Origin of the sequence: Aerococcus tenax (assembly GCF_003286645.3) — a bacterium.
Lineage (GTDB): Bacteria > Bacillota > Bacilli > Lactobacillales > Aerococcaceae > Aerococcus > Aerococcus tenax.
On record NZ_CP127382.2, the window covers coordinates 1,561,157 to 1,575,934 of the forward strand.

Genomic DNA, 14,778 nt, shown 5'->3' on the forward strand with positions numbered 1-14,778 from the left:
TTCAAAAACTGCCAACGCTCAGACTAGCTGAGCTTGTGACAGTTTTCTCCAATGGTTTCGTCCTCTATTGTGACTGTCGCACTCTGTATAGTTGAGTTCGGAAGGGTGAGGGGATGTCCTTTCAGAAAAGTTGAACGACCAGCAAGCTGAGTTCGAACGCCAGCCTTGAAGTTGCTTCAGAAAATACCAACGCACAGACTTGCTGTGTTTATGGTATTTCCCTCCAGCAATTCAAGGCTTTGACGTCGTTCTCACATCCTTATAACTGGCCTTATCAGCTTTTCTTCCAAGGAATCTCCCTCACTGATCCTTCCTCACATCCTTTATTCAATGGGTTGGACGTTAAAGCCTTGTTTGCCTAGGTCTTCGATTAGTTCTTCCCGCCGACTTTGCCGGAGGTTGGATTTTTTCACGACTTGTTCATAGAAGGAGTCGACCCGCCGGTTAGAGTCACGTAAATCATAGTAAGTGGTCATCTCTTGGTCATAGGTATCCATAATTTCCTTAGCATTGTCTGGATAATGGTAGGTGTCTTCAAAGATTCGCATTTCCTTAGGAATCCTAGGCTTCAATTGGGGTTCTTGGTTAGGATGACCAAAAGCCAATCCTAAAACAGGTGCCGTTAATTTGGGAAGCTGTAGAATATCAATCATGGCACCCATGTTATTTTGAATGCTCCCCAAAAACACTGCGCCCATATCTAAGGATTCTACAGCATTATTCACGTTTTGCGCCATCAAGACGGCATCACTATAACCTTGTAAGAAGCGTTCTAATTGGTGGGAAGAAGCCGTATCTGCGTCGTGTTCCTTTGCAATTTGGGTATTGCGATATAGGTCTACGATAAAAATCCATAGTTCAGGAGCCCGGGCAACATAGTCATGGTTACATACTTCGGCAATTTGGGCTTTCTTATCAGGATCTTTTACCCGGATAACGCTGGCATACTGCATCCCGGTTGAAGTTGCGGTATGGATCGCTACCTCTTCTAATTGCGTAATCACTTGGTCACTAATCTGGTCTTGGGTAAATTCACGAATAGTGCGGTGGTTCAATTGTTGTTCAATCAATGAGTTTTGCTTGTTCATCCAAAAACCTCCTTATATACTATATGGTAAAGTTTAGCAATTGGCTTAGGCCTTGTCCACTGAAGAAGTCTATCCGCTCACTAGTAAAAGCCGGCAAGCATTAGAAAATCGCAATAAATTTTGGAAACTTCTAAAATAATCATTAAGGAGGAATCAGCATGTGCGGTCGTTATGAATTTAACCAGGAAGAAGCCTTACTCAAGCACTTCTACCAACGGGCCAATGATCCCGACATCCAAACTGGGACCCTCTACCCTGGCCAGGTTGTGCTCACCCTGAGCGCTAACCCAGACCAGTCAGTCCATGCGCGCGGCATGGAGTGGGGCTATGCAGGCTTTACTAAGGGGCAATTATTGATCAATGCCCGCTCGGAAAGCATCACGGATAAGGCAACTTTTCAAGCCGATTTTCACTACCGTCGCTGTCTCTTCCCTATGTCCAGCTACTATGAGTGGACCAAGGACAAAGAACGCTACCGTTTTTCCAGTAATGACATTCTCTATGTGGGTGGCTGTTATCAGATGCCTAAGTCGGTGTCTAGCCATCCCCGGGCCGTGCTCATGACCCAAGCAGCTAATCCGCTAGCCCAAGAAGTTCACCACCGCATGCCCTATTTTGTCCAAGCCAAGGACATCCGCTCTTGGCTCAATGACTATGACTTTGCCCGCCACTATCAAAACTCTAATGCCCAACTCTTTATGGAAAAGGAAACCGATAATAAGAGCTTCCGCAACATGACTCTCAACCTTAAAGATTAATAAAAAAGAAAGGCTGCACAGCCCTTCGTTTTGATTCCTAACGAAACTGTGGCAGCCTTTTTTAAATCGCTTATTTTAATAAGGGTTGAAGGAGAAGGTGGAACCGATATTTTCGGCTTCTGCTTCTTTGGCTAATTGACCAGCAATGGCAATGTCTAAGGCACCGATACCGATTGGTACACATATAGTGGTCCCCTTGCGTAGTCCTGGTAAGGTTAAACGACCTGAAGCTAATTGACCAATGGTTGCATCAATATCATCTTCATCAATAATTGACTTGGTCGCTGCATCTGCTAAAGCGCCACGGTGTAGGGCTTGGCCAATATGGTCGACAACAATATGGTCAGAATAGTTAATCAGGTGGTTACCAATTTCATGACCAGACCCAATTGGAATTATGACCGTGTCGCCAGAAATGTCTTGGTAGTCAAGTAAGGCTTCTTGTGATTTGGTTGCTGTAATCACAATATCGGCGTCACAGGCTTCTTTGACATCAGTCACATAGTCAATATCACCATCCACTAAGTCTTCGTGTTCCGCGATAAATTCCTTAACGCCTTTGTCATGGTAGTGCCAGAGGTTAACATGTTTAATATTAAACCAGTCAGCAATGGCATGGAGTTGCATCGACGCTTGCATCCCGGTACCGAAGAGGGCTAAGTTAAGGTCAGACCCTTTCTCAAAGCCTAGGTACTTAATAGCAACAGCCGTTTGCGCACCAGTTCTGAGGTTAGTAATTAAGGTCCCATCCATCACTGCTTTAAAGGTCCCTAATTGAGGGTCAATTAAGAGAATGAGCCCATTAATGTAAGGATAGCCGGCTTCTTTCCGTTTGCCATCAAAACCACCGACCCATTTTAGACCAGCAACATCTAAACCACCTATATAAGCAGGCATAGCATTCATATAGCCTTCATATTCAGGCCAATCACTGTTGTTTCCTAGATCTAAGGTGACCTTGGTGGGGTTCTTCACCCGACGTTCCCCTACCTCTTGGAAAGTTTTTTCGACAATTTCATTCACCTTGTCCATGGTCAACATTTTCTTAATGGTTTCTTGGTCCAATAATCGTGTTTCTGTCATATAACAACTTCCTTTCTATAACAATATCCACCTATATAGTAACAATAATTCAGAAAAAAGTTATAAAAAAGCCCTTGGCCAATTTCAATGGCTAAGGGTTGAGACAATTTTTGGGTTAAAACTGACCGATTATTTTTCTTCTTCAGCCAGATAAATAAAGACCTCCGAGCGACTTAAGCAACCAAGGGTTTTCCCCTCATGGCTAATAAGCACCGCTTCCTCTTGAGACAGAACCTGATAGAGCTCAGTCAGCGAAGCTTGGCTATCAAGCTGGGGCATGTCTTTAGCCATTTCTCCAACCACTTCTCCTTTTATCGCTGGCAAAGCCTGTAAGAGTGAAGCGACTGAAGTCGGCTCTTCTGCCACTAAACTCCCCTGTTTAAAAAAGTGGCGGACAAATTCATTGGCTGGCTTGGCTTTGATATTTTTAGGGCTATCAACCTGGACTAGGCGCCCGGCTTGCATGATGGCAATCCGGTCTCCCAAGCGCAAAGCCTCATCCATGTCATGAGTAACAAAGACAATGGTGGTTTGGATTTTGTGGTGGAGGTCCAGTAAAAGTTCCTGGAGGGACTCCCTAGAAAGTGGGTCTAAGGCGGAAAAAGGCTCATCCATCAGAATTAAAGGCGGTTTAGCAGCAATGGCCCGACAGATCCCCACCCGCTGCTGTTCACCCCCAGAGAGCTCGTGGGGATAACGTTGACTATATTTTTCCGGATCTAAGCCAACCTGGTCGAGGAGCTCTCTAGTTCGGGCTTGTCGTTCCTGTTTAGCCATGCCGATCATTTCCGGGATAGTTTCGATATTCTCTTCAACAGTCATGGTGGGAAAGAGAGCAATATCTTGCAGGACATAGCCCATCTGCCAGCGCATTTTATTCAAGTTATAGGAACGGATATCTTGCCCCTTAAAGTAAACCCTTCCCGCTTCGGGGCGGACTAAACCATTAATCATTTTTAGGCTGGTGGTTTTACCACTCCCCGAGGGCCCCACCAGAACAAAGAATTCCCCGCTAGAAATTTGTAGGTCTAAGTGATCGACCACTAACTTATCTTGGTAGAACTTGCTCACGGAATCAAAATGGATAAAATCTTCCATTATTGGCCACCTCCAATCAAGCCTTTGTCAAGTAAGAACTGATGAGCAACGTCTTTGGCTGACTGGCCTTTTTGACTGACCTGGTAGTTCATTTGAATCATTTCTTCCTCCGTAATCATACCGGCTAAGCGGTTCAGGGCTGCTACCACTTGGGGATGGTCCTGGGCATAGTCGAGTCTTAACATCGGTGCTCCCTGGTAGTGGGGAAAGAGACCTAAGTCATCTTCTAGAGCTACCAGGTCGTAGGCTTTGATTTCACTATCGGTTGAATAACCATCCACCAGGTCGACCTCCCCCTGGGCAATGGCCTGGTAGCGTAGAGCCGGTTCCATACTGGAGACTTGGCCAAAGTGCAATTGGTAAAGGGATTGGATGCCTTGGTAGCCGTCTTCACGGTCGATAAATTCTAAGGTAAAGCCCGCACTTAACTTATCCGCATAGGGTTTTAAATCAGAAATTTTCTTAATCCCCATGGCTTCCGCTTGGTCACGGCGCATCAGAATCGCATAGGTATTTTCATAGGCCATAGGGTCTAATAAGGTAAGTTGGTATTCTTTCTCCAAACCTTGTTTAGCCAAGTCATAGGTTTCTCCCTTAGAAAGCTGTCCTGGATGACTAGATGGCTGATTTTCCAAGAGACTGCCAAGAATAGTTCCGGAAAACTCCGGATAGATATCCACCTCTTGGTGGGAAAGCGCTTCAAAGAGAAAGCTGGTCTTGCCAAAATTGGGCTTCAATGCTACTTGAAACTGATCATCTTCAGCTTGAATGAGCTCTTGGTACATGTTGATCAAGATATCCGGCTCACTGCCTAATTTCCCAGCAATCACCACTTTTTGATCAGGGGCTTGAACATTTTGGTAAAGATTCGCCCCTCCAATCACAAGAAACAGTCCCAAGAGACTAGTTACCACCACCAGAGGACTCTTATTCTGCAAAAACTTTATTAAGGTGGAAAAAATCAAAGCTAAGAGGGCTGAAGCGATCGCCCCCACTAAGGTTAAGAGCGGCTGGTTACGGTCAATTCCCAAGAGGATGAAAGTCCCAAGCCCTCCACCACCGATCAAAGCAGCAAGGGTAGCCGTTCCAATAATTAAAACCAGGGCTTGGCGGATCCCAGACACAATGACAGGCAATGCGATCGGTATTTCCACCTTTAATAAGCGACGCAGGGGGGACATACCAAAGGCCACCGCCGCCTCTTCGATAGAAGCATCAATCTCTGTGAGCCCCACATAGGTATTTTGAAAAATAGGCAGGAGAGCATAGACGACTAAGGCGATTAAGGCTGGCACCGTTCCAATCCCAACTAAGGGAATTAAAAGCCCCAAAAGCGCTAATGAAGGAATGGTTTGTAAGACACTGGTGACCTGCAACGCTCCCTCAGCGATCCGGGGCTGGGACCGGAGTCCAATCGCTAAAGGAATCCCGATGATAAGGGCAATTAATAAGGCGGTTAGCGACAGGGTCAAGTGTTCCCAGGTCGCCGCTATCAGATCACTGCCACGTTCTTGAAAAATATTTCCTAATTCTGCAATCATTTGTCCATCCTCTTACTATGCTTAGTTGTCACTATTTACTGGCTGATTTTTCTCCTGGCTAGATGAGTATTAAAGCTCTCATTAGCTTAAATTAAAGGGAAGTAAATAGCAATTTTAAAGCATGGCTACCCACCCTCGTTATATAACTGTTCAGTCATCAAAGACACCTTAAAAAGGCATAGCTAAAGGCGATTAAAGTGGGTGTAAGCGCTGACAAAAACAGGCCACTTGTGCTATTCTTAAGGTGTCAAGAAATACCAAATAGAAAGAAGGAATAGCAGCATGAGTGAATTTAAAGAAGTAACTTTTAAACCAGGCACCTATCATGTGCGTGCCAATGGGCATAACGGCTCTCTCCCCATGACAGTCGAGCTATCTGAGCACCGGATCGAAAAAATCGAGGTCGATTCTAGCGGGGAAACCAAGGGGATCGCTAGCCCGGTCTTTACTGAAGTGCCCCAAGACATCATTACTGGGCAAACCTTAAATGTAGATACCGTCTCTGGTGCTACTGTGTCTAGCCACGGCATTATCGATGGGGTTGCCGACGCGGTTAAAGAAGCCGGTGCCGATCCAGAAGTCTTACGCCAACGTCCTAAGCCTGAAAAAGAAACCGCCCAAGATGAAAGCTTGGAAACGGATATCGTAGTCGTTGGTGGTGGTGGTGCTGGTCTATCCGCAGCTGCTGCTAGTTTACAAAGCGGTAAAAAGGTTATCCTATTAGAAAAATTCCCAGTGATCGGTGGGAATACCGTCCGTACTGGTGGCCCCATGAATGCAGCTGACCCTGAATGGCAAAATAAGTTTGAAGCACTTCCTGGTGAAGACCACACCCTCGAAGAAATCTACAATGTCGATGAAAGCGAAATCGACCAAGAATACTTAGAAGACTTCCGCGAATTAAGAAAACAAATTAAGGCTTACTTAGAGGAAGTTGATGGTAAGGACGAATACCTCTTCGACTCCACCCTCTTTCACCGGATCCAAACCTACCTTGGCGGTAAACGGACTGACCTCAAGGGCAATCAAGTCTACGGGAATTATGACTTAGTCAAAACCCTTACCGATAATGTACTAGATTCCGTGCATTGGTTAGAAGATATCGGGGTTGAATTTAACTACGAAAGTGTTGCTATGCCAGTTGGGGCCATGTGGCGTCGTGGTCACCAACCAACCAGTGACAACGGCTATGCCTATGTCAAGAACCTCGAAAAATTCATCTTAGACAATGGCGGCCAAATCATCACTGATGCCCGCGTTAACGAATTAATCGTCGAAGACGACCGCGTCGTTGGAGTGAAAGCAGACCACCAAGGCGCTAGCTTAACCGTTAGAGCCAAAGCTGTTGTTTTAGGTTCTGGTGGTTTCGGGGCAAACACTAAGATGCTCCAAGAATACAACACCTACTGGGAACGGATTGACGATGACATTAAAACCTCTAACTCCCCTGCCATCACTGGTGACGGGATTCAATTAGGGGAACAGGTCCACGCTGACTTAGTCGACATGGGCATGATCCAAATGCTCCCAACCTGTGACCCAGAAACTGGAGCCCTCTTCACCGGTCTACAAGTTCCACCAGCTAACTTCCTCATGGTCAACCAAGAAGGCAAACGTTTCGTTAATGAATTTGGTACCCGGGATGAAATTTCCAAGGCTGCCATCGCTAACGGCAGTCTCTTCTACTTAATTGCTGACGATGAAATTAAGAAAACGGCCTATAATACCAGCCAAGAAAAAATCGACCAACAAGTGGAAGATGGCACCCTCTTCCGGGCGGATACCATTGGCGAACTAGCAGAACAAATTGGGGTTGACCCTAGTGTGCTAGAAGAAACCGTAGCGACCTATAATTCTTATGTGGACCAAGGGGAAGACCCTGATTTCCATAAGAACGCCTTCGATCTAAAGGTTGAAGTGGCTCCATTCTATGCGACCCCACGTAAACCTGCTGTCCATCACACCATGGGGGGCTTAAAGATCGATACCGATGCCCATGTCATTAACCAAGATGGTGAAATCATCAAAGGATTATACGCTGCTGGTGAAGTAGCTGGTGGTGTCCATGCCGGTAACCGTTTAGGTGGTAACGCCTTAGCTGACATCTTTACCTATGGCCGAATTGCCGGTAAGAACGCTAGTCAAGAAGCTTAGTAAAATACCTCCTAAGTCTCAAAAAGCTGAGTACAAAAGTGCTCAGCTTTTTCTATTGCAATGACCTAAACAGCGAATTTCTTCAAGTCATGGTAAAGTATAGTTATTACTAGCAAAAATTTCTCTCAAACTCGAAGAAATGCTTGCTGAATTCCACTAAGAAAGGTGACCCTTATGTTATCTGACCAAAATGCCTATTATCTCCTCCAAGAGATGATTAAGTTCTATCCTCATGTGACCACTGAATTAAACTATGAGACCAATTTTCAATTGCTAATTGCTGTCATTCTCAGCGCCCAAACTACTGACCAAGGCGTTAATAAGGTCACTGCCAAATTATTCAGGGACTACCCCACTGCCGAGAAAATGGCCGCGGCCGACCCTAAAGACTTGGAACCCTACATCCAACCTATTGGTCTCTATAAAAACAAGGCCAAATACATCCAAAAAGCGGCCCAACAAATTATTGAAGACTTCGACGGTCAGGTACCCAATACCCGTAAAGATATCGAAAGCATCACTGGCGTCGGTCGTAAAACAGCCAATGTAGTTCTCAGCATCGCCTATGACGTCCCCGCCTTTGCGGTCGATACCCATGTTCAAAGAGTCTGCAAGCACCACCGCATCGTGGACCAAGACGCTAGCGTAAAAGAGGTTGAAAAACGAGTGACTGATTTATTGGACGAATCACAATGGCGGCAAGCCCACCAAGCCTTGGTCCGCTTCGGACGTTATATCTGTACCGCTAGAAACCCCCAATGTTTTGCCTATGAGCAATTATTCCAGCTTCCTGATCCTAGCGAAGAAGACCTATTACCTAAAGAAGGCGAAAAATAAGACCAAATTGAAAAGCGAGCAGGTCCAACAAAGGGTCTACTCGCTTTCTTGTACCACCAAAGAAGTCAGTACTTTAAAAAATTTGATAGTCACTTTTTATGGTTTCTAGTCTCATTAGAGGCCAATCGACTGCTATTACAGATAGAAATCTTGCTGACCTTGCCAGACCCGGACCGGATATTGATCAATCATTAAACTTTCCCCGTCGACTTGGCTAATCATTGGTCTGTTAATCTCTACTTCAACCACTTTTCCGCTTAGATGAGTCATATAAGGAGAGGACTCTTGCTGGTGACTGATAAAAATACGGTAGAGGAGGTCTAAAATCCCCTGAGCTTTAATATCATGAATAACAATGACAGACACTTTGCGGTCCGAGAATTTTTCCAAGGGGTAGAGATGAATGCCCCCGCCAAAGTAAGGGTTATTCATAAAGACTACCAAGGCGCAGCGGTCAAAATGATAGGGCTGGCCATCGATTTTCAATTGACAATTAAAAAGTGATAGCCGGGGTAAGCTTTGAAAGAGACCTACTAGGTAACGTAATTTATTGCCCCAAGGCTTGTCAAAGATCCCCTTACTTTCTTTGAGTTTGATGGCTTGTTCAATGACCACTCCGTCAAAACCCAACCCTAAACTATTGACCAAGGACCGTCTTCGCCCGTGTTGGCCCAATTGATAGTGGTAGATGGGAAGGGTTTTAGGAGATCTTTCTTCCACTAAAGGAGCTAGATAGTCAGACAAGTTGCTTTTATCCTGCTGGAAATAACGTGAAAAATCATTACCCGAGCCCGCAGGTAAATAGGTCAAGGGAATGTCGACTTGTTGAGCTTGGAGGACGGCTACCAGTTCATGGAGGGTCCCATCGCCACCAATCACCAAGAGGCGGCTCTCTTTTTGAAAATTATCCAGGAGCTCTGGCACTAAGTCAAAGATATGGCCCGGATAAGCAGTAGTATGCACCCGATAGCCCTGCTGGTGGTCATCAAGATAAGCTTGGACCTGGTCTAGTACTTCCCTTCCTCGGCCTAATCCAGCCTCTTCATGGCAAATAATCTCAATCACAGTCATGTCCCCTTTTTTTGCTAATGAGTCCTTGGCCTGCTTGTTATGGTCCTTCTCTCTTAGTTTTTGACAGCTTACTAAGGCTGACTATTAATAGCCTTCGCGGTAATAGTCGTCTCCCTTATAGATATCATGCAGATGGTAGATCGACTCACGACCTGGCATTTTCAGTGGCATTTGTGGGTCTGAGAAGAGAGTAATCAAAGCGGGTGGTAGTTTTGAAATTTTCACTTGTTCTGGCGAAATGGCAGTAACGATTTCATCACCGCGACCTTCTAAAATCTTCTTCCCAAATTGTGGATCAATCAAAGTCCCCCGGCCGACTGCTGCTAGATCAGCATAGTTCAGGGCATCTTGGGCCTTTTCTTCATCAGTAATCCCACCAACAACAATCAGCTTGACTTCATCTGGCAAGACTTGGCGGTAAAATTGGGAATAGGTCTTGTCTTGACCGGCAGGTTTGCCCTTATAGTTTAAGTTAGAAACATGGATATAGTCAAAGTCATAATCCTTACCTAAGTCTTCCACTAGGCGGGTTGAATCTTCGTAGGTGTAGCCCACATTATCGCCGTGAATTTCTTCCGGACTAATCCGGTAACCGATAATAAAGTCAGCCGGAGCCTCTTTTTTAACCACTTCAAAGACCGCATCATTAACTTCACGAATAAAGCGCGTCCGGTTTTCATAGGAACCGCCCCACTTATCGGTCCGTTGGTTGGACCATTTGGAGAAGAATTGTTGGTGGAGGTAGTGGTTAGCCCCATGGATCTCTACTCCATCAAAACCGGCTTTAATGGCGCGTCGGGTAGCTTCTCCAAAAGCCTTAATGGTCGCTTCAATTTCTTCTTCAGTGATTTCTTGGACTGGATAGTCTAAGAAAGAAAAGTCAATGGCACTCGGTGCTAAGGCGCGGCCACCGTGGCGGGCTGGAAAATTGGATTCCCGGCCGGAGTGGTTCAATTGAATAACGGCCTTGTTACCTTTTGCTTTTAAACTTTTGGCAATTTTACTTAAGCCTTCGATGTGATCATCACTTTGGATCCCTAACTGCTCCTTGTTGGCTGCCCAGGTATGGGAGGGACCACCATCCTTAATCACATAGCAATATTCGACAATCACCAATCCAGCTGATTCTGAACGCGCTGCGTAATAATCTAGGGTGTCTTGACTGACAAAACCTTGGCTCAATCCACTATTAGTTAACATTGGCGGTTGGACAATCCGGCCCTTTAATTGAGCCCCATGCCGCAAAGTAACGGTATCAGTTAATTTTTTAGTCATAATAAGTATCCTTTCGCTAGCAAGCCAGTCTCTCTTATATTAATGCTTATTGAGCCCAAAAAGAAATGGCCTGTTTTGTTTTTTCCTTTGGACATTATTTTAGCAAAATTCGCTAAAATTTCCAGAAAATGATGAATTTTACTTCTGTTCAATCGTGAACATTGATTAACTAGGCAAAAAATTCGCTATTTTTAGTCCCTTTTCTTGAGTGAAATTCTCAATTCTTTTGGCTTAAATTTTCTTTTATCTCCCTGCTTTCGTGATATGATAGCAATGGTTGTATAAAATTTTATTAATAAAAGAAAGGACTGTTTTATGAGTACTAAGCAACTTCCTTGGAAAAACTTATTGATACTTTCCTTTATCGCTTGTATTGCGATGATTTCAGAATTACTGCCTTCAGGATTCTTGCAAGAAATGGCCAGTGCTTTTAACGTGCCTTTAGGACGGATGAGTCTCTTTATTGGGACCTATGCCATTATGTCGGCCGCAGTCGGTATTCCCATTACCCGGGCCTTTTCCCAGGTCAACCGGAAAACCTACTTGCTATGGGTCTGTGGCTTCTTCGCTGTCAGCAATTTATGCATTGCTTTTGCTCCTAACTTTCTGATCGCCTTTTTGGCACGGATTATCGCTGGAGCCGCTGCGGGAGCGCTCTGGGCTATGTTAGGGTCTTACCCTATTGGCTTTTTACCCTTGCACTTAGCAGGACGCGGAACTGCCATTGTCCTGGCGGGAGTAACTTTTGGATTGAGTGTCGGCCTACCGATAGCGACACTCTTTGCTAAGGCCTTTGGTTGGCGGATGGGATTTGTTTTAATTACGCTTTTATTTATTGCCTCCGCTCTCCTTGGTCTGAAACTCTTCCCTCCAGTAGAAGGTGAAGAATACAATGCCGATAACAATTACGGTAAACTCTTAAAGAACAAGGGGATTCTGATCGCCAGTTTGGCAACGATTCTGATCGTGATGGCCCAATATGTTTCCTACATCTTTATCCAACTGATTGCCCAAACAGCCGGTATTGCCGTGGCCTCTGCCCAAGCGGCCTTTGGGGTTGGCGCCCTTCTATCGATCGGCATTGTCGCCCGCTTTATTGACCGCTATCTCTTCAAGTTAACCCTAGCCATTTCGGCCCTAACCGCCATCGCCATTTTTATTTTAGTGGTTAACCTCCCTAGTCCCTTGATTAACTATCTGGCTTTTGCCCTCTGGGGATTAGGCTTTGCACCGATGACGACTCTCCTGCAAACCGCAACGACCAAACAAGTTGACCATGGCAAGGCCTTAGCCAATTCCGTCAGCGCGACTTCCTACGATTTAGCCATCATGCTGTCTAGTTTACTGGGTAGCTTAACTATCGCTTCGCTCGGGCTCGATGGGACCCTTTGGATTTCCATTGGCTTTGCCTTAGCTGTCTTCTTTTTGGTTTTCTTTAACCATAAATATTTGTAAGCGTCAAATAGGAGAATAGAATTCAAAAAATCTTGATAAGCTAGCGAAGAGTTCTTAAGTACTCTGTATGCTAAACTTATCAAGATTTTTTGTTATTTAAGTAATTCTCTTTTTAATTTTTTTCGACAGATCGCTTGGATAGCGGGATGCCAGGGAAGATAATCTTCAAGCACTTTTTCACTTAGATGCTTTTCATTCGGCATGGCACTTAATAAGAAAGTGAGATATTTTTCAGGATCAAGGCCGTTGGCCTTAGCAGTTTCAATGATCGATAGAATAATTCCAGAATACTGAGCACCTTTAAAAGAGGTAGAAAATAACCAATTTTTTCTACCTATTACGAGTGCTTTTATGCCACGCTCTGCCCGGTTATTGCTCATTTCAACCGCACCATTTTCCAAAAATGCTTTAAAATAAGCTTCATATTTTAAGGCATAGGCGATGGCTGTTACTAATTTTCCTCCAGCAGTAGATGATTCCTCACGAAGGCGTTCGAAAAAGTGGTCAATTTTCACTTTTAAAATTTTCTGGCGTTTATCTAAACGTTCGGTTATCGATAAATCTTGCCATTTCTTTTCTAAAGTGAAAAATTGGTCACATTGTTTTACTGCCCATGAGCTGAGGAATTGACCTTGATATTTTTTAGGTGGTAAGGCATCATAAAACTTTCGTCTTAAATGCGCCCAACAGCCAGCAATAGTCACTCTATTTATTTTTGGATAGACATGCCACATATCGCAATGAATCACACCCTCATATTCAGCCATTCCCTTGGGAAGGTCATTAAAGCCTCGCCCAGGAGAATGGTGGTAGAGATAGATTTGTTGCTGAGTTTCTCGAGAAGAGCACGTTAACCAGTAATAGGTCTTTTCTTTCTCATGCTCAATGACCTTATAACTCGTTTCATCCATATGGATGACTGGCTGTTTGATTAGCTTTCCAGAAAGCAGTCGATAAAGAGGCTCAAAGTAATATTCTGCTGCTTTTTCATGCCAATTAATGAGCGTTTGACGAGAGAGCGGTAAGCCCATCTTTTCCCATTCACCTTCCTGGCGGTAAGCAGGAATTTTCAGCTCATATTTTTGTTGAAGTGAGTGAGAGACAAGACCTGCGGTCGCATAGCTCCCATTAAAGACAGGTTTTGGAACATCCGCACTGATCACCATTTCTTTCCCCGCTTTTTCTGAACAATTCGTACATTTATAGCTATGCTGAATAACATTCTCACAACGAATTTCCGCAGGAACGTAGCGTAACTGTTGGCGAATCTTCTTTTGGCCAATTTCTGCCATTTCTTGTTGACATCCAGAGCAATTGCGATCTTCACCTTCTAAGGTGTAATGAAGATCATAATCAGGAAAATTGTCAAGAATTACTTGTTTACGACCTTTTGGTCGTTTTTTGCGACGATAACTAATCGTTTCAAAAGTTTCATCCTCTTTTTCACTGATCAAATCACTAGCATCGACTTCGAAAAGACTTAGCTGATTATTATCCACTAAGTTTTCTTTCGAACGACCATAGAGCTTTTTCTTCAAATAGTGAATCAATTCATCTTGATGAGCAATCGTTACTTCTTTATTTTTTAGTAGTTTATTCTGATGATTTAATTCATTCTGTTTATTGTCGATGGATGACTGCTGACTGTCGATGACACGTTTTTGATGATTGATCATTTTCTTCAATACTTTAATTTCCTCAAGTAATTGCTGTTCTCTATTTGAAGCCATAGTCATCCTCCTTACTGTTTTTCCTATTTTACCAATTGTTTTGGAAAATGAAAATTTCAATAAAACTTTTTCTTTTGTGTTTTTCTTACAGAACTTTCGATAGAAAAACCATCGAGTAACCATTGCCACTGTTGCTTTGAAATCTGTTTCAATTCTCTATGAGTCTTAGGCCATTGCATTTTACCATCTTCAAATCGTTTGTAGAATAGCCAAAAGCCACTGCCATCCCAATAGAGTGCTTTAAAACGATCATTGCGGGTTCCACAAAATAAAAATAATGACTGACTGAACGGATCCATTTTAAATTCTTCCTGAACAATAGTTGTTAGCGAATCAATTCCTTTCCTTAAATCAGTTTTGCCGTAGGCAATGTAAATATGATGAAGGTCATCCATATTAATAATCATATAAAAACCCTCCTAACTATTAGAAGTATAGTTTGGAGGGCTTACATTTTATAGCCGTGTTTCTATTTGACGCTTACAAATATTTTACTTAATGCTAGCGATTCATTCCTATAGATAACTATTCCTTATGGTGTTGGGTGAAGCCTTCTGCTCCTCAACACCTTTTTATTACCAAATTAAAAACCGATCTCCCCTAACTAGTAAGTAATCTAGCTAGGAGAAATCGGTTTTCTTTTAAGCTTTTTTCACATCAAGTGCTTGGTTGGTAAGAATTATCTAGT

General features: G+C 43.9%; 12 protein-coding genes. 4 read left to right on the forward strand and 8 right to left on the reverse strand.

Annotated features, from left to right (window positions below; translation table 11 throughout):
• Positions 1-323 precede the first annotated feature (323 nt).
• Positions 324-1,088 (reverse strand): NADPH-dependent oxidoreductase, encoded by a 765-nt coding sequence (locus DBT50_RS07255; protein ID WP_111853494.1) that lies wholly within the window; start codon positions 1,086-1,088, stop codon positions 324-326.
• 158 nt (positions 1,089-1,246) lie between these two features.
• Here DBT50_RS07255 and DBT50_RS07260 point away from each other — a divergent pair, with 158 nt between their 5' ends.
• Positions 1,247-1,846: an SOS response-associated peptidase gene (locus tag DBT50_RS07260; protein WP_111852665.1), complete on the forward strand. Its 600-nt coding sequence runs from the start codon at positions 1,247-1,249 to the stop codon at positions 1,844-1,846.
• Between the two features lie 75 nt (positions 1,847-1,921).
• Here the strand turns inward: DBT50_RS07260 and DBT50_RS07265 are convergent, their stop codons facing one another.
• The 3 genes from DBT50_RS07265 to DBT50_RS07275 form a co-directional block, all read right to left on the reverse strand.
• On the reverse strand, positions 1,922-2,929 hold the full coding sequence (locus tag DBT50_RS07265; RefSeq protein WP_060778648.1) for an ornithine cyclodeaminase family protein: 1,008 nt from the start codon (positions 2,927-2,929) through the stop codon (positions 1,922-1,924).
• Positions 2,930-3,058: 129 nt separating this feature from the next.
• Entirely contained in the window at positions 3,059-4,027 is a 969-nt protein-coding gene (locus tag DBT50_RS07270) for an ABC transporter ATP-binding protein (RefSeq protein WP_111852666.1), read from the reverse strand.
• Complete coding sequence (locus tag DBT50_RS07275; RefSeq protein WP_111852667.1) at positions 4,027-5,568, reverse strand: ABC transporter permease/substrate-binding protein; 1,542 nt, start codon at positions 5,566-5,568, stop codon at positions 4,027-4,029. Before DBT50_RS07275 ends, DBT50_RS07270 begins: the two co-directional genes overlap by 1 nt.
• A gap of 282 nt (positions 5,569-5,850) precedes the next feature.
• Between DBT50_RS07275 and DBT50_RS07280 the strand changes: the two genes are divergently transcribed.
• A complete protein-coding gene (locus DBT50_RS07280; RefSeq protein ID WP_111852668.1) occupies positions 5,851-7,722 on the forward strand; it encodes a flavocytochrome c in 1,872 nt (623 codons plus the stop codon).
• 174 nt (positions 7,723-7,896) lie between these two features.
• Positions 7,897-8,559: an endonuclease III gene (gene nth, locus DBT50_RS07285; protein ID WP_111852669.1), complete on the forward strand. Its 663-nt coding sequence runs from the start codon at positions 7,897-7,899 to the stop codon at positions 8,557-8,559.
• Positions 8,560-8,694: 135 nt separating this feature from the next.
• Here nth and DBT50_RS07290 read toward each other — a convergent pair whose 3' ends face one another.
• Positions 8,695-9,624, reverse strand: coding sequence for a diacylglycerol/lipid kinase family protein (locus tag DBT50_RS07290; protein WP_181566152.1), 930 nt, complete (start codon positions 9,622-9,624; stop codon positions 8,695-8,697).
• Positions 9,625-9,714: 90 nt separating this feature from the next.
• Complete coding sequence (locus DBT50_RS07295; RefSeq protein WP_111852671.1) at positions 9,715-10,905, reverse strand: oxidoreductase; 1,191 nt, start codon at positions 10,903-10,905, stop codon at positions 9,715-9,717.
• Positions 10,906-11,220: 315 nt separating this feature from the next.
• Between DBT50_RS07295 and DBT50_RS07300 the strand changes: the two genes are divergently transcribed.
• Positions 11,221-12,360 carry an MFS transporter gene (locus DBT50_RS07300; RefSeq protein ID WP_111852672.1) on the forward strand — a complete coding sequence of 380 codons (1,140 nt, stop codon included), beginning with the start codon at positions 11,221-11,223 and terminating at the stop codon, positions 12,358-12,360.
• Between the two features lie 92 nt (positions 12,361-12,452).
• Here DBT50_RS07300 and tnpC read toward each other — a convergent pair whose 3' ends face one another.
• The gene (gene tnpC, locus DBT50_RS07305; RefSeq protein ID WP_181566155.1) at positions 12,453-14,090 is read right to left on the reverse strand and encodes an IS66 family transposase; all 1,638 of its coding nucleotides are present in this window, start codon (positions 14,088-14,090) and stop codon (positions 12,453-12,455) included.
• 56 nt (positions 14,091-14,146) lie between these two features.
• Positions 14,147-14,497, reverse strand: a complete 351-nt coding sequence (tnpB, locus tag DBT50_RS07310; RefSeq protein WP_111852809.1) for an IS66 family insertion sequence element accessory protein TnpB — start codon at positions 14,495-14,497, stop codon at positions 14,147-14,149.
• Positions 14,498-14,778: the final 281 nt, after the last annotated feature.

Coding starts and splice junctions, on each gene's coding strand:
- DBT50_RS07255 (WP_111853494.1), bottom strand. CDS start 1,088: ATGAACAAGCAAAACTCATTGATTGAACAACAATTGAACCACCGCACT.
- DBT50_RS07260 (WP_111852665.1), top strand. CDS start 1,247: ATGTGCGGTCGTTATGAATTTAACCAGGAAGAAGCCTTACTCAAGCAC.
- DBT50_RS07265 (WP_060778648.1), bottom strand. CDS start 2,929: ATGACAGAAACACGATTATTGGACCAAGAAACCATTAAGAAAATGTTG.
- DBT50_RS07270 (WP_111852666.1), bottom strand. CDS start 4,027: ATGGAAGATTTTATCCATTTTGATTCCGTGAGCAAGTTCTACCAAGAT.
- DBT50_RS07275 (WP_111852667.1), bottom strand. CDS start 5,568: ATGATTGCAGAATTAGGAAATATTTTTCAAGAACGTGGCAGTGATCTG.
- DBT50_RS07280 (WP_111852668.1), top strand. CDS start 5,851: ATGAGTGAATTTAAAGAAGTAACTTTTAAACCAGGCACCTATCATGTG.
- nth (WP_111852669.1), top strand. CDS start 7,897: ATGTTATCTGACCAAAATGCCTATTATCTCCTCCAAGAGATGATTAAG.
- DBT50_RS07295 (WP_111852671.1), bottom strand. CDS start 10,905: ATGACTAAAAAATTAACTGATACCGTTACTTTGCGGCATGGGGCTCAA.
- DBT50_RS07300 (WP_111852672.1), top strand. CDS start 11,221: ATGAGTACTAAGCAACTTCCTTGGAAAAACTTATTGATACTTTCCTTT.
- tnpC (WP_181566155.1), bottom strand. CDS start 14,090: ATGGCTTCAAATAGAGAACAGCAATTACTTGAGGAAATTAAAGTATTG.
- tnpB (WP_111852809.1), bottom strand. CDS start 14,497: ATGATTATTAATATGGATGACCTTCATCATATTTACATTGCCTACGGC.